Genomic DNA, 20,889 nt, shown 5'->3' on the forward strand with positions numbered 1-20,889 from the left:
ACCGAATCCGCCTGCTCACCATTCAGCGAAGGAACCGTCGGTGTGACGCCAGATGGGGTTGCGCCACCGGTGTCCTTCAGCTGCACGTTCGATGACGTACTCCTCATTGACCTCAATGCCCAGCCCGGGCCCGGAAGGGATGTCGATCATGCCGTCGTCGTAGTTGAACACCGTGGGGTCGGTGACGTAGTCGAGCAGGTCGTTGCTCGTGTTGTAGTGGATGCCCAGGCTCTGTTCCTGGATGAACGCGTTGTAGCTGCCAGCATCGACCTGCAGGCAGGAGGCGAGCGCGATCGGCCCCAGAGGGCAGTGCAGCGCGAGCGCGACATCGTAGGCTTCGGCCATCATCGCGATCTTCCGAGTCTCGGTGATGCCGCCCGCGTGTGAGACATCGGGCTGGATGATGTCGACGGCACCGGAGGCGATCACCTCGCGGAAGTCCCAGCGGGAGAACAGTCGCTCCCCCAGAGCAATCGGCGTCGGCGTATTGGCCATGACGTCACGCAACGAGCAGAAGTGTTCGGAGAGCACCGGTTCTTCGATGAAGAGGAGTCGATAGGGTTCGAGTTCCTTGATGAGAACCTTGGCCATCGGCTTGTGCACGCGACCATGGAAGTCGATGCCGATGCCGAAATCGTCGCCGGTGGCTTCCCGTACAGCCTGCACGTTTTCGATGACGTGATCGACCTTGGTGTAGGAGTCGATGAACTGCAGCTCCTCTGTCGCGTTCATCTTCACGGCGGTGAAGCCGCGGTTCTTCGTCTCCAGTGCCGCTGCCGCGGTGTCACCGGGCCTGTCGCCTCCGATCCACGAGTAGGTGCGGATCCGATCTCGGACCTTCCCGCCGAGCAGCTGGTGCACTGGCTGGCCGAGCGCCTTGCCCTTGATGTCCCACAGTGCCTGATCGATGCCTGAGATCGCACTCATGAGGATCGGCCCACCGCGATAGAAGCCACCGCGGTACATGATCGTCCACAGGTCCTCGATATTCGCGGGGTCCTTGCCGATGAGCAGATCGGAGAGTTCATCGACCGCTGCGGCAACCGTGGCGGCCTTGCCTTCGATGATCGGCTCGCCCCAGCCGACGATCCCTTCATCCGTCTCGATCTTGAGGAACAGCCACCTCGGCGGCACGATGTACGTCGTCATCGACGTGATCTTCATTGGTCTGGCCTTTCGTCTGGTGTATGTCGTTGGGTTCAGTGGGCCTGGGCCCACGCCGAGGCGATGGCCTGTGCCCGGTTATGTACGTCTTCGGGACGGTCGCCTCGGCGATAGAGGGAGGAACCGAGACCCAGGCCGGCAGCACCGGCGTTGCGCCATTCGGCGGCGTTGACGGCTCCCACTCCCCCGACGGGAAAGAGTTCGGTGCCGGCAGGAAGAACCTCGTTCCACGCCTTCATCCCGCTGATCCCGACCGCCGAGGATGGGAAGAGTTTGACCTTGGTGGCGCCTGCCTTGATGGCAGCGAACGCCTCGGTCGGGGTCGCGGCTCCCGGGTACGGGGTGAGCCCCATCCCGAGCGCGGTCTTGATGACGTCGGTATCGGTGTCGGGTGCGACGATGATGCGAGCACCGGCCTGCTCACACTCGCGAACCTGATCGGCAGTGAGCACCGTGCCCGCTCCGATCTCCAACGCGTCGCCGAACCTCTCGACTAACGCGGCGATCGAAGCCAAAGGGTCCGGTGAGTTGAGCGGAACTTCGATGGCGGAGAACCCGGCGGCGACGATGCCCTCGGCGAGGTCGAGAACCTCGTCAGAGCGAACCCCGCGGAGGATGGCGATGAGGCCGGTGGGAACGGTGTCAGTCATTGGTGTTCTCCTTGGTCGGCACGACGCCGGATCGTTCGGCGATGCGGAAGAGTCCAGTGGCAGCGGCGCGCGGATCCGCTTCTGTCGTCTGTCGCCCGTGTTGGTGGAGGGCGTGTGAGTATCGCATCGTGAGGTCCGCGGTTCCGCAGACGATGAAGGGGGTGGCAGAGTCGGCTGTTGTCGTGAGTTGGGCGGCCACCTCGGCGCCGATAAGCATTCCCGAGAGGTAGTCGTTGATTTCCTCGGCGTGTAGTCGTCCGTCGAGGGCCCAGGTGCGTGCGGAGAAGATCGAGGAGGTGAGCGCGGCGGGATCGTCAGCCCCGACACTCAGTCCCCAGTCGAAGGCGTCGGGGTGGAAGTCATCGGTGGGTTCGGCCAGACGGCTGAGAATCGACGAGGTGCTCAGCAGACCGAACATCTCTCCGCTCATCGAGGTGGAGAAGTCAGTCACGCGGTGGCCCTGGCACTTGACCCATTTGGTGTGCGTTCCGGGAAGGATCACCGTGGTCGCATCGGCCTGTTCTGCATCGAGCAGACCGAGCAGTTGGGTCTCCTCTCCACGGATGACATCGGGGGCAGTCGTCTCGGTCGATGTCTTCTGCAGCCCGGGGACGATGTGGAGTTCGCCTATGGACAGTTCGACCGACGTCAGATGCCTACCCAGGGCAGAAAGTTCGGTGGGCAGGTCGAGGTATCCAGCCTCGGCGACTCCCTGGGTCGAACCGATCATTCCGCAGGCGAGGAGAGGGAGGTGGCCGTGATCTCTGAGCCAGTCACCGATGGCGGCGTGAGCGAGCCGGGAAAAGTCGCCTTTGAGGTCGCCGGTGTCCGGACCGACGGCCATGATTCCGTCTGATCCGTTGCGTTCAGCGAGCACGCCTCCGTCGTTGCCGATGAGGAAGGCTCGCAGTGAGCTCGTTCCCCAATCGAGGCCGATCATCTGCGGGGCCTCGGGTGGTGCCAGTTTTGCCATAAGAGCCACTATGGGCAGGCGTTCCACCATGCGCCACCAGTGTCCCTATATGTGGGATAGGTGACATACTGGGGCAATGAACGAAGATTCTGGAATCGTTGTCAGCGATGCGATTCCCCAGGGCACTCAGACATTGGCCAGAGGGTTGCAGATCGTCAGCGCCGTCGCCCACGGGTCCACCACGTTGAAGTCCGTCGTCGACACCACTGGAATCGGTCGATCAAGTGCGCACAGGATGATCCAGCTGCTGGTGCACATGGGTTATCTGCGGCACGGTTCACCGGGAGAGTTTCGTCTGGGCCCCACTCTCATCGAGTTCGGCTTCACCGCGCTCAACCAGGATCCATTGCCGGTCGTCGCCAGGGAGAGCCTCGAGGCTCTCGCGGCCCGGACACAGGACACGATTCATCTCTCCGTCGAGGATGGTGAGTCGGTGCTCTATCTCCATAAGATTCCGGGGACGCGCGGTGCTGAGATGCGATCTCGCATAGGCCACCGCATGCCAATGACTCGCACCGGTGTGGGGAAGGCGCTGCTGCTCGGCCAGGAGGACCGGTGGGAACGGATGTTCACAGCCGAGAATCCGGGGACAGACGCCTCGGCGGTGGAGGCGTTCGTCAATCGAATGCACGGGTATACCCACGACGGTGCCTCACTCGACCTCGAGGAGAACGAACCTGGGATCCGGTGTGTGGCCGCGCCCATCCGGGATGGCAGCGGAAGCATTGTTGCAGGAGTCTCGCTGTCGGCCACTCGTCCCTACATGCCGAAGGAACGGATGCAGGCACTGGTGCCGGTGATGAAGGCAGCAGCGCGGGAGATTTCTGTGAAGCTGGGGTACCGGCAGGGGTAGGACTTCGGGTCTCCTCCAGGTATGTTCCTGCGTTCGCAGGAACATACCTGGAGGATCTCACGCAACTCGAGAGCTCCCGCAACTATTAGGGGAAAGCCCACTCGGTAAGCAGCTGCGAGATTGGAGGGGTCATGGCCCCTCAGTCAGTGGCGGCATTTTGAAACTCCGCACGAACGTCTCTCAATCGACGACCGTCATTGACGGCCCAGAAATACCAGCCGTTCGTGGCTTTCTGACGCAGTGCATAACCAGCGGCAGACGGACTGTAGTACTTTTTCCCATCGAATTCGATGGCACCATCCGCCGTCACCTTCGCCTTGGAGCTTGTGAAGTCACGGTGTGTTGCCGAGAGTTCATCACCACCAGCCAGCAGCCCGGCCTCGATCAGATGTTTGAGCTCCACCCAGTCTCCCGCCTTCGTCTGCGGATCGATTACTCGCCCCTCGTGGCCTTCCGGCACTGGCCACACCTTGAGCAGCTCATCGATCAACTCAGCGGTTCTCTGATCGATCAGCTTTTCGTCCCATTCAAGGTTTTCAGTCATGCCTACGACCCGGCCCGTCAGCGTGATCGTATTATGCTGCAGGAGTGCGGCACGCTTCGAACGCCAAGGACCGTTCGAAATCTTGGAATTCAATGAATTGGTCAACAGTGTTAAGTTCCCCAATCGATGAACGCGCTCCTGACGCTCCTCCTCTGCTTCCAGGGTGCTTGCCGGCCAGGTGTCCTTCCAAGCACGCGGAAGAATATGCTCGATCGGATAGTTATTGCGCTCAATCTGCGGCTGGCCCGTTTCGGCACGGTATCGGTCTTCGATAGCTTCAAGAAACATGCGCAGGCGTCCGCGGGGAAAGCGCCTATACGCTGATTCGATGGTCAGCGAATTGCGGACCTCTTCATCTCCTGGCCAGTAGGCCGTGGTTACGTTGAGCCGTGACAAATATCCAATGACGCGATCAGCTAAGTCTTCGGCGTCCGCTTCAGCGTTTGCGGCTATCACATCAGCGACGATGCGGCCTAGATTACTGCCTGACAGACGAAGAAGCTGCCTGCGGTAGATCCAGCTCTCGGCCGCTCTGATGATTCGGTCGATGTCATGTTGCGACACATTGCGTCCGGGCGCATACAACCAGATCACAAGTGGCTTGAGAACTTCAATGCCGCTGGCCGCCATTCGATAGAAGGCCATTTGAGGCGAGTTGAGGCTACCGCCGGGTCGGGCTGACGATTCTGAGAGTTCTTGATATTGAGCAGCCTGAACTTGCAGTTCCGGCAGAATGTCGCTCATCTGTCGCCTCGAATCATGTTCGATCCATGATTTGAATCGCGAGAAGGTAGCTTGCGGGCTGATTTCTTCACCAGTGATGGCGACTAGCCACTGGTTGAAGAACAGGGAACTGCGACTGACGAAATTGCGACCGACGCTGACCTCTTTCATCCAGAACTTTGACTCGAATGGCCACTCTTCGCGATATGCGCGATCAGTGTCCGCGCCCTCAAGCTCCAGGCGTTGGAACACGAAATTTCGAATCAAGTCGGCAGCCGTCAGCGGAGTTCCACGCGCATTCAGGGTCTCGAAGATCTCCTGAGAGTTCTCTGCAGCATCCAGTTCGATCGAAACGAATTGCAACCCATCTAAGAGAACATTCGTCAGTTCTTCCGCCTTATCTGCGAAGTCCGGAGATTCCGGAGAGCCGAGCCACTGTTCCATCACTGCTGAGAAATAGCGGTGAGCAGCGACTATCTGCGAGTCTCGCTGCCTGAGCTGGTCGTAGTTGACGGGCGGCTCGGCGAGCATCACTTCGGTGAACGCCGCGCCGTCCCGATTCAGGTGCCGTAGTTTGAGGCGGCTTTCGCCATCATCGACGTATTTCTCTGAGTTGTGTGTCAGATCATCCAGCTGGCTCGCCAGTTTCACATAATCTGCTTCTTCCAGAAGGGCACACGCTGCGTCAGCGACAATCTGCAGAGTAGTCAGTCTCTGTTGGCCATCGATGACGTTCCAGGCGATCAGTCGTCTACTCTGTACTTCCTGCGCCTGGAGCACGACAGCGCCGAAGAAGTGAGTTGCTTCGCGGTACGGCTCCGCAATCCGCAGCTCAGCAACACGCCGGATATCACTCCACAGCGGATCCCACTGTTCAGCTTCTTTCCACACGTAGGGACGCTGAAATAGGGGAATGACGAAATGTTGAGGCAGGTTGAACAACTGCATCGGTGTTCGTTTGAAGGTCTCCATCTTGCCCAAGATACCGTAATGTACGGTCCGAGATTCTCCGGGGTCTGAGCATTTTCCGTGTTTTTGCTTAGTAATCCGCGTCTGCGTCCTACAAAGCATTTGACCTGCACAAATCTCTAACAGTTCGGCTAGCCTGAGTGGGTATTGAACAAGCTCAGCGAAGAGCACTCCGCTCATACGCGAAACCCCTGAGGAGACCGCCAATGACGCTCGGATCCACCGGCCAGATCGCTGCCCCCACCCGGAGCACCGGATCGGGTCCCTACCCCAGACTCATCCTCCGCGATGCCATGATCGTCGACGGAACCGGTGCTGCCCCATACGGGCCAGCGGACATCCTGATCGAAGACGACAGGATCACCGGAATCTGGGAACCGAACGGTGCGAGCAGCCTCACCGAACGTCCCTCGGCCGACGGCGCCGAAGTCATGGACCTCAACGGCTCCTACGTCTTGCCGGGACTTATCGACTCCCATGCCCACATCGGCAAACCCGAGCAGGCCCCGAACGCCGACTATGTCTATAAACTCTGGCTCGGCCACGGCGTGACCACCGTCCGCGAACTCGGCGCGTTCAATGGCCTCGACTGGACCGTTTCCGAGGCCCGACGAGCCGAAGCCAACGAAATCGCGGCCCCGCGACTGCACATCTATCCCGCACTGCGTGCCGGAACCCTCGATGGGCCTACCCCAGTCACGGCTGACGAGGCAACCGCGTGGGTCAATGAGGTCGCCGACCGGGGAGCGAGCGGAGTGAAGTTCTTCGGCACCTCCCCCACTGTGTTCGGTGCCGCTGTCGAGGCAGCACAAGCACGTGGTCTGCGGACCGCCTGCCACCACGACCAGCGCCGAGCCGCGCAGGTCAACGCCCTCACCTCGGCGAGGTGGGGACTGGACAGCATCGAACACTGGTACGGCATCCCCGAGGCTATGTTCCGCGACCGCACCCTCCAGCACGTGCCCACCGACTACAACCACAACAGCGAACCCCAGCGCTTCAGCCAAGGCGCCCACCTGTGGTTGCAGACCGCCGAGCGCGGCACCAGCGCCTGGCAGGAGACACTCGAGGAGCTCCTCGAACTCGGAACCGCATTGAGCCCGACGTTCAACATCTACATCGGGTCCCGCGACGCCGCCCGAGTGCGCACCTCCGAATGGCACTCTGACTTCACCTCCCCCACTCTGTGGGAGTTCTTCGAGCCCTCGGCCGACAAACACGGCTCCTACATGGGCGACTGGACAAGCGAGGACGAGATCGCCTGGCGCCACGCCTACGTCAAATGGATGTCCTTCGTCAATGACTACAAGAACCTTGGCGGCTTAGTCACGGCCGGGTCGGACTCCGGATTCATCTACAAGGTCTTCGGATTCGGCCTCATCGAAGAACTTGAACTCCTCCTCGAAGCGGGGTTCCACCCCCTCGAAGTCGTCCGCGCCGCCACGCTGAGCAGCGCCGCGCTTCTCGGCATCGCCGACGAGCTCGGCTCCGTCGAACCCGGCAAGATCGCCGACCTGCTCATCGTCAAGGACAACCCCCTGAGCAACTTCAAGGTCCTCTACGGCCACGGTCACCTCCGCGCCGAAGAATCCGGCATCAACCGCGTCGGCGGAGTCGACTTCACTCTGCGCTCCGGCATCGTCTACGACGCCCGGGAACTCCGCGAGGACGTGAAGTCAATGGTCGCCCAGGAGAGAGCGGAGCAGCACTGAGTGACATAGCTCGACTCCGGTCGGACTGAGATCCGACCGGAGTCGACGTTGTCAGAAACGAAGTCCTCAGTGGCCAGCGGCCGCCTGAGTCTGCCGATCTGCAGCAACCGTGCGGATGTGTCCGCGCACGTGCGCCTGAAGCACGCTGAGCGGTACGCTGCCCATCCCGAGCACCGTGTCGTGGAAGTCCCTGATCGAGAAGCCCTCACCCAGCGTCTCCTCGGCCTCCTGCCGCAGCTGCTGAATCGTCAGCTGCCCGAGGTAGTAGGCAGTGGCCTGCCCTGGCCAGGAGATGTAGCGATCGATCTCCGTGACGATCTCGTGTTCGGCGATCGCCGTATTGTCCCGCAGGAAGTCCTGCGCCTGCTCCCGACTCCACCCCAGCGCATGCATGCCCGGATCGACGACGAGGCGCACGGCCCGCCACATCTGGAACGAGAGCATACCCATGCGTTCGAACGGCGTCTCGTACATCCCCATCTCATCGCCGAGGCGTTCGGTGTAGAGGCCCCAGCCCTCGCCGAAGGCCGAGATGTAGCGCCGCCGGAAGTCGGCGAGCTCGAGTTCTTCGGCCAGCGAGATCTGGAACGAATGTCCGGGCGCAGATTCGTGCAGGGTCAGTGCCGGCAGCGAATACAGCGGCCGCGCCGGCAAATTGTACGTGTTGAGCAGGTACCGGTCGGGAGCACCCCGGCCGAACGTGTCGAACTTCGCGATCTCCGCCGGTGTCTCCATGATCGCGAAGCGCTGCTGCGGCAGACGCCCGAAGTACTGATGGACCACCCGGTCGAAGGCCTTGCACGTGTACGCGGCTTCGGACAGCAGTTGACGAGGAGTCGTCGCATAGAACTGCGGACTCGTGCGCATGAACTCGAACAGACCCGGCAGGTCGTCGGGATAGCCGAGCTCGACGGCGATGTCCTCCATCTCCTCCCGGATCTTCCTCACTTCGACCTGCCCGAGGTCGAAGATCTGCTGCGGGCTGAGGTCCGTCGTCGAATACTCCCGGATCTGGGACCGGTAGAACTCGATGCCGCCCGGCTGGTCGACCGCGGCGATCGATTCGGGCAGATTCGGCAGATACTCCGTTGTCAGGAAGTCAAGAAGTTTCCGGTAAGCGGGCACGACCTCAGCCGAGAGCACCTGCGCGGCCGCCTCGTGGAGTTCGGTTCGAACCTGGTCGGGCACGACCGCCGGGATTCGACGGAATGGTCCGAAGAACGACAGCTCGGTGACGTCCTCGGCCTCGGCGACGACCCGCACCGGTTCCTCTCGTCCGCTCATGCACACTCGGGCGGGCCCAAAGCCTCGAGCCACCCCGGCCCTCATGTTCTCGATCTGCTGATCGAAGAACCGTGGAATGTCGCCGAGCAAGCTGATGTATGCCCGAGCCGAACCAACGTCTTCGAGCACAAGACGGTAGGCGTCGAAGGCGAGCGTGCGCCAGAAGGCGGAATCCGCCGTGGCAGGTCTCTCCCACATCCGGTATCTCTGCGCCTCGACCAAGGTGACCAACTGCTGGCGGTAGACCTCGAAGTCGATAGTCTCCTCCACAGTGAGAGCTTCGGTACTGACCGACTCGAGTTTGCCGAGCGTGTCCTCCCACATCTGCTGCCGACGCAGTTGCGCGGCCTCACTGACATCCGGCAGGAAGTCGACGACGGAGGCCTTCTGAGACAGTGATCCGAATTCGGCCTCTCTCCACGTCCACTCCGCGTTGATGATGTCGGCGAGCTTCCTGCCTTCGGCTGAAGCCCTTGCATGTGAGCTGCCTCGATGATTGCTCTCGGGCACGTCGATTCTCCTGTTCTCGATGATGATCGTCTTGCTGCGTTGCCGACTGGCTCAGTGCGCGTGAGTGTCCGGCTCAGATGGGTTGGTTCGACTCAGGCTTGGCTCCGTCTCCGATCGACCAAGCGACGAAGTCTGCGATATCGCGCAGCTGCTCGACTCTGACCTGCTGGTCGACATACATCATGTGGCCGGCTGGATAATAGCGACGAACGATCTGGTCATGGGACTCATCAGCAATGCGCAGGTGTGCAAGCACGTGCTCCGAGGCGGCGAACGGCGTCGCTGAGTCGTGATAACCGAACGCCACGTAGACCTTGAGATGCGGATTCATGCGCATCGCGAAAGCGAGATCTTCGGCAGTGTTGACAGTGGAGTTCTCGAACTCCTTGTACGACCATGGATGGACTCTGGATGTCAGCACCTCGTAGGTGAGGTCCGATTCGTATCCGAGTTCGGCACGCAGCAGATGATTGATTCCCACGGTGTAGGGATACTGGATCGCCGGATACGAAGGGTCGTCGCCAAGCACTTCGGAAGCGACCTTCCCCGGATGCGCGGTGAAACGGGAATCCAAGCGACCGATGCGCAGTCGCTGATCGCGGAGCAGTTCTGTGAAGAAGGTGAACTCGTCGATGCGAAGGTCGGCCAACCGGACGAACTTCTCATCGATCCCAATGAGCTCGGCCAGCTTCGCAGCTATCCGGGAGTGCTCGGCGGCCTCGAGTCGGTGTCCGCGCGCAAGCGCTCGGCTGAAGTCCCCATGGGCAAAATCCGTCGCCTCTGCGACGACATCTTCGAGCTCGCGCCCCGGATGTTTGCCGTGATAGTGCGCGATGGCCGCAAACGTCGGCAGGTAGTGGATGTAGGGAGCTTCATTGCCTTCCGCGAAATCGATCGTGGCGAAATCGAGGACGGCCGAGATGAGGAGGATGCCGTTGAAGGCGATCCCGTGGCGTTTGGCCAGGTGTCCGGCCAGGGCCGCTGCACGGGTGGTTCCGTAGGACTCCCCGGCGAGGAACTTCGGTGAGATCCACCGATTGTTCCGTGTCAGCCACAGCCGGATCGCCTCGCCGACGACGTCGCGATCCCCAGTGAACCCGTGGAAGTCCTCCGGCTTCTCCCCCTCAGCGGTGCGGGAGTATCCCGTGGTCACCGGGTCGATGAAGACCAGATCGGCGTGAGCCAGAGTGGTCTCGAGATTGTCGACGAGACCGTAGGGCGGCGGGGTGCGATCATTGACGTCGTTGGCCACCACCCTCCGTGGACCGAAGAGACCGATGTGCATCCAGGCCGATGACGATCCCGGGCCTCCGTTGAAGACGAAGACGACAGGACGCTGAGCATCCTGACCGTCGTCGGTGCCCTCGGCAATGGCGGTGTAGGAGGTGAGGAAGATCTGTGCCTTGGGCTTGAGACCCGCGAACACGCCTTCCTCGACGATTTCGGAGCCGATGACCATCCGGCCCGCCTGGGCCCGATACCGGAGCAGACCGGCGGGCAGCTGAAGTTCATGGACAGTGGTGACGAAGTCATCGACCGGGTGCGGTGGGTCCGCCGGCTGATTCGTGGCCTGTGACTGAGTCTGTGTATCAGGCATGATGGGGTTGAGGTCCTTCCCTGTGTGTGGAGATGGTGGAGATTCGGTGGTCGGTGACGATGCTGAGCGCCGAGGTGGTTGTGTCGGTCAGGTACGCCGACCCGCGTCCCAGCGGGGATCAATGCTCGGGACCGCGGAGAGCAGGGCCTTCGTGTATTCGTGCTGCGGGTCATCGAAGATCTCGTCGCGCGGGCCTTGCTCGACGATCCTGCCTTTCTGCATCACGGCAACCTTGTGGGCGATCTGTCGCACGACCGCCAGATCGTGGGCGATGAAGATGTAGGAGATATCGCGTTCGCGCTGCAGGTCGACCAACAGCTCGAGCACCTGTGCCTGAACCGACACGTCGAGAGCGGAGACCGCCTCATCGCAGATGACGAGCTTCGGTTCGACGATGAGGGCGCGAGCGATGCCGATGCGCTGGGCCTGCCCTCCGGAGAACTGGCGCGGATAGCGAGTGGAGTGGTCGGGGTTGAGTCCGACTCGTTCCATCGCCGCCTTGACCATGTTCCGGTAGCCGCCCGTGGCCGTCCGCTTCTGATAGCGAAGTGGTGCCGACACCACCTCTTCGACGGTGTGACGAGGGTTGAGTGAGGAGTAAGGGTCTTGGAATACCACCTGAACCCCGCTGCGAAAGTCCCGCAAGGATGCACCGGAGCGCTGGGTGATCTCCTCACCTTGGAACTCCACCGACCCGGACGTGGGATCGATGAGGCGTGCGATCATCCGCGCCGTGGTCGACTTTCCCGAACCGGACTCTCCGACGATGCCTAGTGTCTGCCGCCGGTGGACGTCGAAGGAGACTCCTTCGACCGCAGTGAATGTCTCTCTGCGGCCGGTGCGGAACTCCTTGCTCAGATCATTGGCTGCCAGCAGCGGCGTGGCGATGTCGCTCATGCTCATTTGCCCCCTTTCGTGAGAATGGGCTCGGGAAGATCGACGACGTCGTCGAGGCGCGGTGTCGCTGCGAGCAGCGCTTTGGTGTAGTCGTTGTCCGGGTTCGAGAAGATCTGCTCCGCAGTGCCCTGTTCGACGGTCCGGCCGAACCGCATCACCGTCACATGGTCGGAGATCTGGCTGACGACGGCCAGATCGTGGGTGATGAACAGCATCGCCGCCTGCGTCATCTCCTGCACGTCGGCGAGCAAGTCGAGGATCTGGGCTTGAACGGTGACGTCGAGGGCCGTGGTCGGTTCATCGGCGATGATGAGGTCGGGTTCGCACACGAGGGCCATCGCGATCATCACTCTTTGACGCATACCCCCGGAGAACTGATGGGGGTAGTGTCCGACGCGGCCGGCGGCGTCGGGGATGCGCACTCGATCCATCGCCTCGGCGGCCTTCCTCATCGCCGCTGCCTTCGTACCTCCCTTATGAGCACGGTAGGCCTCGGCGATCTGGAAACCGACCGTGTAGTAGGGGTTGAGCGAGGACAGAGGATCCTGAAAGATCATCGCAATCTGGTCGCCGCGGGTCCGCCGCATCGAGGCATCGGACCGGTGGAGCAGTTCATCGCCGTGAAATCGCACTGATCCTGTTGTCGTCGCCTCCTTCGGCAGCAGACCCATGATCGCCAGTGAGGTCATCGACTTGCCCGACCCTGATTCGCCGACCAGTCCCATCGTCTGGCCTCTTGCGATGTCAAACGAGCTTCCGTCGACGACGACGCCGAGCGGAAATTCGATGCGAAGATCCCGCACGGACAGGACCGGAGCATCACCTGCAGCTCTTGACGGGTGTGCGCTCATGAGGTGCTCACTCTCACTCGGGGGTCGAGCACCCGGTAGAGCAGGTCGACCACAATGTTGGCGATGATCACGGCGAAGGCTGCCACGAGCGTGACTCCCATGATCACGGGCTGGTCGTTGACGGCGATCGCGTCGTAGGCGTATCGGCCGACGCCGTTGAGTCCGAAGACCGTCTCTGTGATAAGGGCTCCGCCCAGCAGTGTGGCGAAGTCGACGCCCAGGAGTGTGACGATCGGGGTCAGTGACGGACGCAGTCCGTGCCGGATGAGGACGGCGCTGCGTCCCAGGCCTTTGGCACGGGCTGTGCGCATGAAGTTCTCTCCCATGGTGTCGATGACATTGGTCCGGGTCAGCCGCGCATACATCGATGCGTACATGAGGGCAAGCACCATCCACGGCATGAGGTAGGCCTGGAACCACTGCACTGGGCTGTCTGTGAACGGGACCACCGTCGGAAACGGCAACCATTGGAGCTGCACGACGAGGAGGTATTGCAGGACTAAGGCCACGAAGTAGTTCGGCAGGGAGATCCCGGCCAGGGCGAACATCATCGCTCCCTTATCCCACCAGGTGCCTTCCTTCACGGCGCTGATCACGCCTGCAGCCACGCCGGAGAGCAGCCACAGGACCGCGGCACCGACTGCGATGGTCACCGAGACGGGCAGACGATCGACGATCCCCTGCAGGACATCCTGGTTGGTCTGGAACGAGTACCCGATGCACGGGGCGTTGCAGTGGACCACCGAGGCACCCGAACCGTAGTCGCGGCCGACGAAGATCGCGGCGAGGAACGTGAAGAACTGAGTGAAGAACGGTTCGTTGAGTCCCAGCTGGTCCCGGATCGCCTCGATCCTCTCCGGGGTGCAGGTCTGGCCGCAGATGCTGGCGGCCGGATCCGGTGAGAGTTGGAAGAAGATGACGAAGGTGAAGAACACGACGAGCAGCATGATGATCAGTGCCACGAACAGTCGTTTGACGAGATAGATGGCCATCAGAGTCCTCCCGCCCAGATCTTCTGGAGGTTGTCACCGAGCACGGTGAACGACAGCACAGTGAGGAACAGGAACATACCCGGTATGGCGAAGAACATCGGATCGCTGGAGTACCAGGTCACCGCCGAGGCGATCATCTGCCCCCACGAGGGATCGGGTGGAGTGATGCCCACTCCGAGGAACGACAGCCCGGCCTCAGTGGCGATGAACGTCGGCACCGCCAGCGTGGCCATGACGACGATCGTTCCCGAAAGGTTGGGAAGCACTTCCCGGAATACCAGCGGAACCCAGCCGGCACCCGATGTCCGAGCCGCCTCGACGAATTCACGATTCTTCAGTGACAGAGTCTGGCCGCGGATCACGCGGGCCGTGGCCGGCCAGGAGAAGAGGCTGAGCACGAGGACGAGGAGCAGAGGACGGTTCCCCTGCGGCAGGGCCGAGAGGATCGCGATCATGAAGATCAGTGCCGGGAACGCCATGAGAAAGTCCATCACCCGGGAGATCACGGCATCGACGAACCCTCCGAGGAAACCGGCGATCACGCCCATAACCACGCCGATGACCATGGTGATCGCGGTTGCGCCGATGCCGATGAGCATCGAGACACGCGCGCCGTAGGCGATCCGAGCGAAGATGTCACGGCCGTTCTGGGGTTCGACTCCCATCCAATGCTCGGCACTGATGCCACCGAACGCGCCGTGCGGCAACCCACCCAGCGCCGGGTCCACGGCTCCTTCGTCGAATTCGTAGGGGCTGTAGCCGGAGAGCTGAGTAATGAGCGGAGCGAAGATCGCGAGGAGGACGATGAAGACGAGGAACCCGGTGGACAGAATCACTGTCGGTTTGCGCAGGATCCTCTTCAAGGTTCCCGGCCCGGGGGAAAAATCCTCCCCCGGGCCGGGCCGACCGAATTCCTCGACCTGATTCGAAAGCGAAGCAGTCACGAGTGAACTATCCTTCCGGCTTGAGTAGCCCCAGCTGCGAGTAGTCGATGTATCCGGTCTTGGACGGATTGGCGAACGCTCCGCCGACGTTCGAGCCAACGAGCTGCAGAGGGCGCGGGCGGACCAGAGGCACGACGGGAGCGAGCTCGAGGACCTGTTCGTTGATCTCGGCATAGGCCGCTGTCTTGTCGTCGAGATCGGGCATGACTGCCGCCTCGGCGAGGGCCTTGTTCAGTTTCGGATCATCGATCTGGGACTGATTGAGGTTGCCGGTCTTCGTGATTCGCTCACCGTCGAACAGGGGTCCCAACAGCGGTTCGCCGGAGAACCAGCCATTGGAGCACCAGCCGGTGATCGCAAGCTCGTTCTGCTGGCTCGGTGTGGCCAGGACCTCGTAGAACTTCGCCTGGTCGATGACGTTGAGTTTGACCTCGATGCCGACCTTCTTCAGTGACTGCTGCACCGCCTCGGCCTGCGCCTGCCACATCGGCAGCGCACGTACGTCCATGGTCAGTTTGAGGTTCTCCGCGCCTGCTTCTTTGAGCATGGCCTTGGCCTTCTCAGGATCGCCCGTGTTTCCCTCAGTGGCGTAGGGATCGGTGTCGTCGTACTGCGGAACGCTGGGAAGCAGCTGGTTCGGTGCGACATCGGCCAGCTGTGGGCCGCCGCTGGCGTTGACCACGCTCGACTTGTCCACAGCCCAGTTGATGGCTTGTCGGACCTTCTTATCTCCCAATGGCTCCTTGGCGTTGTTCATGACCATGAAGTAATTGCAGGAGGGCATGCTCTGCACTGTGCGCTCAGAGAGCTTGGGATCCTGGGTGATCTTCGCGAGGTTGGCCGCGACCACCGGGTTGGTCGACGCCGAGACCGCGTTGGCATCGTCGCCCTGGCCGGAGATCATCCGCTGATCGATCGTGTTCTGATCGAGGCTGACTGTGAACTTGTAGCCGTCTGGATAGGCTGGGCGAATGTCGTCGGTCTCGGCATCCCAGTTCTCGTTGCGGACCAACGTCAGCGACTCGCCGCGCTTGTACTCGTCGACTTTGTACGGGCCCGACGAGATCGGATCCTTCTGGATCTGGTCGACCTTGGTCACCTTGTCCTTCGGGAACGGGGCTCCCGGTGCAGTGGCAACGACATTCGGGAAGTCGGCCATCGGCTTATTCGTCTCGATCGTGATCGTCCGATCATCAACGACCTTGATCGAGTCGAGGCCTTCAGGGTCCTCGAAGACACCCTCGTAGTCCTTGGCACCCTTGACGTAGTTCTGCAGATAGTCGAGGCCGATGGCAAGCGATGGGTCGAAGGCATGTTCGAAACCGAACTTCACGTCTTCCGCCGTGATCGGCGATCCGTCTTCGAACGTGATTCCTTCTTTGAGTTTGAAGGTCCACTCGGTGGCGTCTTCGTTTGAGGTACCCGTATCTTCGGCCAGATCGCCGACGAGTTCGAGTTCTCCGGACTCTCGGTCGTATTTGTATTGCGTGAGGTTGCGGTAGAGGAGGTTGTAGAGGTTGAGGACGTTGCCGTCGCTGCCCATAGCAGGATCCAGATGAGAGAAATCGACTCCACCCAACACTTCGACGACGCCGCCCTTCTGCGGATCACCGGTGTACGAGGCAAAGCCCGTCTTATCGTCGACGACCGATTGAGCGTCCCCGCCCTTGCTCGAACTCCCATTTCCACAGGAGCTCACAAGCATCGTGGCGGCAGCGGCGATCGCAACCATCGACATAGCTCGCTTGTTCATGAAAAGTCTCCTTCGACTGTTCCGTCATGATGCGTGGTTCAGAGTCCGCGAGTGACCGCACCCCAACTCCTGCAGTGTCTGTTGCAACCTCCGCTTCCATCATTACCGCTGTTATCAGCGATAAGATTGGAATTTCAGACGCCCCAACCGCGAAGAAGTGACCTCAACCACATCTCGTATACAATCAGATCGCAACGTTCATTGCAATAGGAGATTCATAGTGGGAATCATTGCGACATGGCTGGAGCACCTCATGTCTCAGCGCAAACTGTCCCCGGGGACAACGACAGTACTCAAGGCGATTGCCGACGATCCCGAAAGAGCTTCGTACTGCAGTGCTGCAGCACTCGCCGAGGCGGCTGGGGTCAATGTCGCCACTGTTGTCCGAGCTGCGCAGGCCATCGATTTCACCGGTTGGTCGGAGTTGTCGACAGAGATTCGGAATCGATTTCTCTCGTCATTGGATGCCGACAAACATTTTGTTCGCAACACGACCATCGGCACGGGTCAGGCTGTGAAGTCGATTCGTAAAGATCTCGAGCTCCTCGGTCTTCTTTCAGAGTCACTCTCTGATGCATCGATCACAACAATTGCCGAAATGATCACCTCGTCGCGATCGACCAAGGTACTTGCCACTGGCGCATACGTGGCCCCGGGCGCAGTTTTGGCTCACAATGCTCAGGGCCTGGGTTATAACGTGTCACTCAGTGATGGTTCGACAACAAGCATGATCAACGACGTTCGCTTACTGCAGCCGGGCGACTGCCTGCTGACCTTTTCCATCTGGAAAACCAGTTCAAGCATCGTTCCACTGTGTGAACTCGCCAAAGAACGGGGTGTGCGGTTGATTGTCATTGCCGACCAACATTCGCAACTGGCCGAACTCGCCGATCAGCTCGTCCTTGTACCGTCCGAAGGCGTCGGCCCGATGGCCTCAGTGACCTGCGCGGTCAGTGTCGCCCAGAGCATCGTGGGTGCGATTGCGAACGTCGACACACAGCATTCTGCCGCGATGCTCGAGGAACTGCAGACCATGTGGTCGCGCACCCAAGCGGTGATCAGTGACTGATTTTGCCGACGTACAACCCGCACATATGGCGCCAGGCTTTACCTGGCCGTCTCTCGACCGAGAATAGGCTCAAGTTTCCAACGTCATTCATGGACATCGACACGTGAGGCCGGAAATCAAGGCCACGGCCGAAGACGCGATTGTCGAGGTCTGCTTGAGAAGGGAGAGTGGGTAGCGGGAGGCTGCCAACGCAGCCATTCCGACCTCATCATATTCAGCTTGGCATTGCCTCGTCATATGCAAAGTCAATCGGGATTCGGAGGTCGCTCCCCCAGTTACACATTGAGGAACTCGCGCATCGCCGGCAGCTCGCGGCGTGACTGCGAGAGCCCCATGCGGTGAGCTGCGGCGAGACGCGAGAGATCCCGGGTGCCGTTGTCGACCGGCATACGCTCCGGTGCAAAGACGTGGGCCTTCCCCTCGGCTTCGAGAGCGAAGATGCGGTCACGCGTTTCGTTGTAGCGCTTCCACCGAGTCAGCAGCGCCTCGCCCACCGCCGGATACCGACGAAAGATGCTTCGGTAGATGGCGGGAAAACGCTGCGGCACCTTCCGGTATGAGCGCTCCTGTGTGAGGACGATGACGAACTTCTCGAAACCTTCGCGCTGGGCCTGGCTCAAGGCGATTCCGCCATCTTCGCCCATCGCGCCGTCGACGAAGACGTGTCCGTCCAAGTGGACCGGAGGCATGAGACCCGGCATCGTCGAGGAGGCACGGACGCGAACCATGAGATCTTCGATGTGCGGTGTGTCCCTCCGCGACCACACGACATCCTCACCTGTCACTGCGTCAAACGCGACGATTCGCATGTCGGCAGAACTCGACTGGAAAGACGCCCAATCAAAGGGCAGGGCCTCTTCGGGACCGCCGGCCTTCTGGTAGATGTACTCCGCGTTGAACATGCCCTGCCCGCGGGCAAAGTAACGCAGACCGCCGAATTGCTCATCTGCAGCAAAGTCGACAAATGATCTGCGCGCCCGACGTGCGTCACCGGACAGATAGTTCACCGCATTCGACGCTCCGGCGCTGATCCCTGCCACCCAGTCGAAGTCCAGACCGGCGCCCAGCAACGTGACGACCATCCCGCTTGTCAGGGACGCTCGCATACCGCCGCCTTCGAAGATAAGTGCGGTGTCGCTGATGCGCGCCGTTCCTGTCGTGTGGTCTGTGTCCGTCATGTCGATCATCCTAGCGAGTGCCATTCTGCTTGCAGTGCACCGCCGTCACTCCGCGACTATGGGAACAAACCCGCCACACGGTGTCAGGCCGCCTTGGATTACCCCAGCCCTTCCCACACCATCCGCTGTCGCAGCGCCGGTGCCAGCACCATAGCCGCTATGACGCTGCCAACCAGCAGCACCCAGGCCCCGAAGTACGTGAACAACTTGAGCTCGGGCGCCAGCGGCGGACCGAAGTCGGCCGCCATGAGAATGACTCCGCCGAGGATCAACGCCGTGGACACAATCACTTGGATGAACTGTTCAACCGTGGACTTGAGCAGACCTTTGATCATCGAAATGTTCAGCCCGCTCGTACCGACGTCGAGGGTACCGTCCTGCAGGTGGCCGGCGATGCGTGAGAGCTGCCCGGGCAGCTCTGCGATCTGCGGACCTACGGCGGCCGCGTAGAGTGCCGTCTCCTGCAGATCGACTCCCAGCCCTCCGACCTCACGCAGAAGGCTGCGTCCGTTCTGCGTCACGAGAGTGAGCAAGTTGAGCTCGGGGTTGAGCTTCGTGATCGACCCCTCGAGCGTGCTGATCGCACGGAAAGCAGTGGCGACTGATGCGGGCATGGGGAAACCGAAGTCGACGACGAAGTCGATGAGCTCCCCGAACAGGGCCGCCGAGGTCGAGCCCGGCAGGCCGTCACCGTATTTGAGGAGGATCTGACCGATCTCGCGCTGAAGCTCACGAAGGTTGACGTCACTCGGTGTTCCGAGGAGATCAAGGATCGCGGCCGTAGCCGCTTGCGAGTTCTGCGAGTCGAAGGCCATGAGCAGCAGGGCGATCGCACGACGGTCACGTTTGTCGATGCGTCCTACGGCCCCGAAGTCGACGAGTCCGGCTCTCCCTGCGGGTGAGATGACGATGTTGCCCGGGTGCAGGTCGGCGTGGAAGATGCCCTTGCCCAGCACCTGCCGGACGACCATGAGGAAGAGGTCCTGGGCGATCTCGTTTCTGGCCAGCTCGGAAAGGTTCTCGACGACCTCGGTGGCGTGCGAGAGCGGAACACCCTCGATGAGGTCCATGACGATGACGTACTCACCGGAGTACTCCTTGTACACCCGTGGGATGCGCACCATGGAGTCCGTCCCCGAGGTGGATCGGCCTGTCTCGTCGGCTGTGCGCAGCGCTTCGATATGGGACAACTCCCCGCGGTAGTCGAGTTCTCCCTGCAGGGAATCGACGAAGCTGCGGGCCAGCTTTCCGATACCCACCCTGCTCGCCCAGTCGGTGGAGCGTTCGAGGCGATCGGCAAGGGTGAGGACGATATCGCAGTCGGCTCTGACCTGTTTGCGGATCTTCGGCCTCTGTACCTTCACGGCGACGACACGACCGTCCCAGGTGACGGCTCGGTGGACCTGCGCGACCGAAGCGGCAGCGAAGGGGACCTCGTCGAACTCTGCGAACACCTCGGCGACGGGCCTGCCCCATTGGGCTTCGAGCTGGCCCTTGACCTCACTGAACGGCACCGGCGGCACACCGGCCTGCAAGGTTGAGAACTCCTCGACGAATTCGTGCGGGATCATGTCACCACGGGTGGCGATGAACTGGCCGAGCTTGATGAAGGTGACGCCAGCAGCGGCGAGCGCGTCACGCGTGGTCGACGCGACCTCACGCAGGGACACTCGCAAGGTCGGTATCCGGGGCTTGAGGTAGCGGGAGAGCCCGAACTGGATGAGGATCTTCTGGATCTGGGCCAGGCGATTGAGCCTGCGATACCAGGTGGGGATCTTCGGCGCCGACCGCAGCAGCGAGGTCAGCGATCCTGTCGGGAGGACCAGTTCGATGGCCAGGAGCACGAACATCTGGATGACGATGAACCAAGCGAACAGCAGGAGGAAGACCATGATGGCCGGGAAGCTCATGTCGAGGGTCGGATATTGCCCGTCCTCGGCGATGCCCAGAAGACGATACGCCTGGAGGGTGATCGGCCAGATCGAGAGCCCCATGGCGAGGGAAACGATGGTGTTGCGAGCTGCACCCGTGCCGGTGAACATCATTCGCCGGACGAGGAAGCCGACGATAAGTGCGCTGAGGACGCCCAGCCCGATGGAATAGAGGATCGTCACCCGTCAAGCCCTTCTGTCGTTCGATCAGATACGCAGAGCGGCGCTGGTGTGCGCCGTGTCCAGCCTAATTGATCTGGGCTGTGGTGAGGCTGAGTACCTCGAAGACGAATGC

At 61.2% G+C, this 20,889-nt stretch carries 16 protein-coding genes; 3 read left to right on the forward strand and 13 right to left on the reverse strand.

The window, feature by feature from the left end; genetic code table 11:
• Nucleotides 1–15 precede the first annotated feature (15 nt).
• From dgoD to BSP239C_RS06185, 3 genes are read right to left on the reverse strand one after another with little or no spacing between them, the layout of a single operon-like run.
• Entirely contained in the window at nt 16–1,203 is a 1,188-nt protein-coding gene (gene dgoD, locus BSP239C_RS06175) for a galactonate dehydratase (protein WP_257930114.1), read from the reverse strand.
• Nucleotides 1,200–1,814 carry a 2-dehydro-3-deoxy-6-phosphogalactonate aldolase gene (locus BSP239C_RS06180; RefSeq protein ID WP_101570994.1) on the reverse strand — a complete coding sequence of 205 codons (615 nt, stop codon included), beginning with the start codon at nt 1,812–1,814 and terminating at the stop codon, nt 1,200–1,202. Before BSP239C_RS06180 ends, dgoD begins: the two co-directional genes overlap by 4 nt.
• Nucleotides 1,807–2,787: a 2-dehydro-3-deoxygalactonokinase gene (locus BSP239C_RS06185; RefSeq protein WP_180958936.1), complete on the reverse strand. Its 981-nt coding sequence runs from the start codon at nt 2,785–2,787 to the stop codon at nt 1,807–1,809. Before BSP239C_RS06185 ends, BSP239C_RS06180 begins: the two co-directional genes overlap by 8 nt.
• Before the next feature lie 76 nt (nt 2,788–2,863).
• Between BSP239C_RS06185 and BSP239C_RS06190 the strand changes: the two genes are divergently transcribed.
• Nucleotides 2,864–3,640, forward strand: coding sequence for an IclR family transcriptional regulator (locus tag BSP239C_RS06190; RefSeq protein WP_101570998.1), 777 nt, complete (start codon nt 2,864–2,866; stop codon nt 3,638–3,640).
• A 139-nt stretch (nt 3,641–3,779) separates the two neighbouring features.
• Here the strand turns inward: BSP239C_RS06190 and BSP239C_RS06195 are convergent, their stop codons facing one another.
• Nucleotides 3,780–5,879: a DUF262 domain-containing protein gene (locus tag BSP239C_RS06195; RefSeq protein ID WP_101571001.1), complete on the reverse strand. Its 2,100-nt coding sequence runs from the start codon at nt 5,877–5,879 to the stop codon at nt 3,780–3,782.
• A gap of 203 nt (nt 5,880–6,082) precedes the next feature.
• Between BSP239C_RS06195 and BSP239C_RS06200 the strand changes: the two genes are divergently transcribed.
• Entirely contained in the window at nt 6,083–7,588 is a 1,506-nt protein-coding gene (locus BSP239C_RS06200) for an amidohydrolase family protein (protein ID WP_101571003.1), read from the forward strand.
• Nucleotides 7,589–7,654: 66 nt separating this feature from the next.
• Here the strand turns inward: BSP239C_RS06200 and BSP239C_RS06205 are convergent, their stop codons facing one another.
• The 7 genes from BSP239C_RS06205 to BSP239C_RS21060 form a co-directional block, all read right to left on the reverse strand.
• Nucleotides 7,655–9,382, reverse strand: coding sequence for a DUF885 family protein (locus BSP239C_RS06205; protein ID WP_101571005.1), 1,728 nt, complete (start codon nt 9,380–9,382; stop codon nt 7,655–7,657).
• 73 nt (nt 9,383–9,455) lie between these two features.
• A complete protein-coding gene (locus tag BSP239C_RS06210) occupies nt 9,456–10,979 on the reverse strand; it encodes a S10 family peptidase (RefSeq protein ID WP_101571007.1) in 1,524 nt (507 codons plus the stop codon).
• 87 nt (nt 10,980–11,066) lie between these two features.
• Complete coding sequence (locus BSP239C_RS06215; protein WP_235351335.1) at nt 11,067–11,882, reverse strand: ATP-binding cassette domain-containing protein; 816 nt, start codon at nt 11,880–11,882, stop codon at nt 11,067–11,069.
• Nucleotides 11,879–12,727 (reverse strand): ABC transporter ATP-binding protein, encoded by an 849-nt coding sequence (locus BSP239C_RS06220; RefSeq protein WP_101571011.1) that lies wholly within the window; start codon nt 12,725–12,727, stop codon nt 11,879–11,881. Before BSP239C_RS06220 ends, BSP239C_RS06215 begins: the two co-directional genes overlap by 4 nt.
• On the reverse strand, nt 12,724–13,719 hold the full coding sequence (locus tag BSP239C_RS06225; RefSeq protein ID WP_101571013.1) for an ABC transporter permease: 996 nt from the start codon (nt 13,717–13,719) through the stop codon (nt 12,724–12,726). The genes BSP239C_RS06220 and BSP239C_RS06225 overlap by 4 nt, the downstream gene beginning before the upstream one ends.
• Entirely contained in the window at nt 13,719–14,663 is a 945-nt protein-coding gene (locus BSP239C_RS06230; protein WP_257930105.1) for an ABC transporter permease, read from the reverse strand. Before BSP239C_RS06230 ends, BSP239C_RS06225 begins: the two co-directional genes overlap by 1 nt.
• A 7-nt stretch (nt 14,664–14,670) precedes the next feature.
• A complete protein-coding gene (locus BSP239C_RS21060; protein ID WP_101571017.1) occupies nt 14,671–16,416 on the reverse strand; it encodes an ABC transporter substrate-binding protein in 1,746 nt (581 codons plus the stop codon).
• Nucleotides 16,417–16,573: 157 nt separating this feature from the next.
• On the opposite strand from BSP239C_RS21060, the gene BSP239C_RS06240 reads away from it, so the two are divergent.
• A complete protein-coding gene (locus BSP239C_RS06240; RefSeq protein ID WP_145997414.1) occupies nt 16,574–17,485 on the forward strand; it encodes a MurR/RpiR family transcriptional regulator in 912 nt (303 codons plus the stop codon).
• A gap of 275 nt (nt 17,486–17,760) precedes the next feature.
• On the opposite strand, the gene BSP239C_RS06245 is transcribed toward BSP239C_RS06240, so the two are convergent.
• Nucleotides 17,761–18,663 carry a patatin family protein gene (locus BSP239C_RS06245; RefSeq protein WP_096161289.1) on the reverse strand — a complete coding sequence of 301 codons (903 nt, stop codon included), beginning with the start codon at nt 18,661–18,663 and terminating at the stop codon, nt 17,761–17,763.
• Nucleotides 18,664–18,761: 98 nt separating this feature from the next.
• Complete coding sequence (locus BSP239C_RS06250) at nt 18,762–20,777, reverse strand: AarF/ABC1/UbiB kinase family protein (RefSeq protein WP_101571022.1); 2,016 nt, start codon at nt 20,775–20,777, stop codon at nt 18,762–18,764.
• Between the last annotated feature and the right edge of the window lie 112 nt (nt 20,778–20,889).

Origin of the sequence: Brevibacterium sp. 239c (assembly GCF_900169365.1) — a bacterium.
Classification (GTDB): Bacteria; Actinomycetota; Actinomycetes; order Actinomycetales; family Brevibacteriaceae; genus Brevibacterium.

What these genes read in the sequence shown, in the direction of transcription:
- BSP239C_RS06180 (WP_101570994.1), bottom strand. Translation starts at nt 1,814, where the DNA reads ATGACTGACACCGTTCCCACCGGCCTCATCGCCATCCTCCGCGGGGTT.
- BSP239C_RS06245 (WP_096161289.1), bottom strand. Translation starts at nt 18,663, where the DNA reads ATGACGGACACAGACCACACGACAGGAACGGCGCGCATCAGCGACACC.
- BSP239C_RS06220 (WP_101571011.1), bottom strand. Translation starts at nt 12,727, where the DNA reads ATGAGCGCACACCCGTCAAGAGCTGCAGGTGATGCTCCGGTCCTGTCC.
- BSP239C_RS06215 (WP_235351335.1), bottom strand. Translation starts at nt 11,882, where the DNA reads ATGAGCATGAGCGACATCGCCACGCCGCTGCTGGCAGCCAATGATCTG.
- BSP239C_RS06200 (WP_101571003.1), top strand. Translation starts at nt 6,083, where the DNA reads ATGACGCTCGGATCCACCGGCCAGATCGCTGCCCCCACCCGGAGCACC.
- BSP239C_RS06185 (WP_180958936.1), bottom strand. Translation starts at nt 2,787, where the DNA reads ATGGCAAAACTGGCACCACCCGAGGCCCCGCAGATGATCGGCCTCGAT.
- BSP239C_RS06195 (WP_101571001.1), bottom strand. Translation starts at nt 5,879, where the DNA reads ATGGAGACCTTCAAACGAACACCGATGCAGTTGTTCAACCTGCCTCAA.
- BSP239C_RS06210 (WP_101571007.1), bottom strand. Translation starts at nt 10,979, where the DNA reads ATGCCTGATACACAGACTCAGTCACAGGCCACGAATCAGCCGGCGGAC.
- BSP239C_RS06190 (WP_101570998.1), top strand. Translation starts at nt 2,864, where the DNA reads ATGAACGAAGATTCTGGAATCGTTGTCAGCGATGCGATTCCCCAGGGC.
- BSP239C_RS21060 (WP_101571017.1), bottom strand. Translation starts at nt 16,416, where the DNA reads ATGAACAAGCGAGCTATGTCGATGGTTGCGATCGCCGCTGCCGCCACG.
- BSP239C_RS06225 (WP_101571013.1), bottom strand. Translation starts at nt 13,719, where the DNA reads ATGGCCATCTATCTCGTCAAACGACTGTTCGTGGCACTGATCATCATG.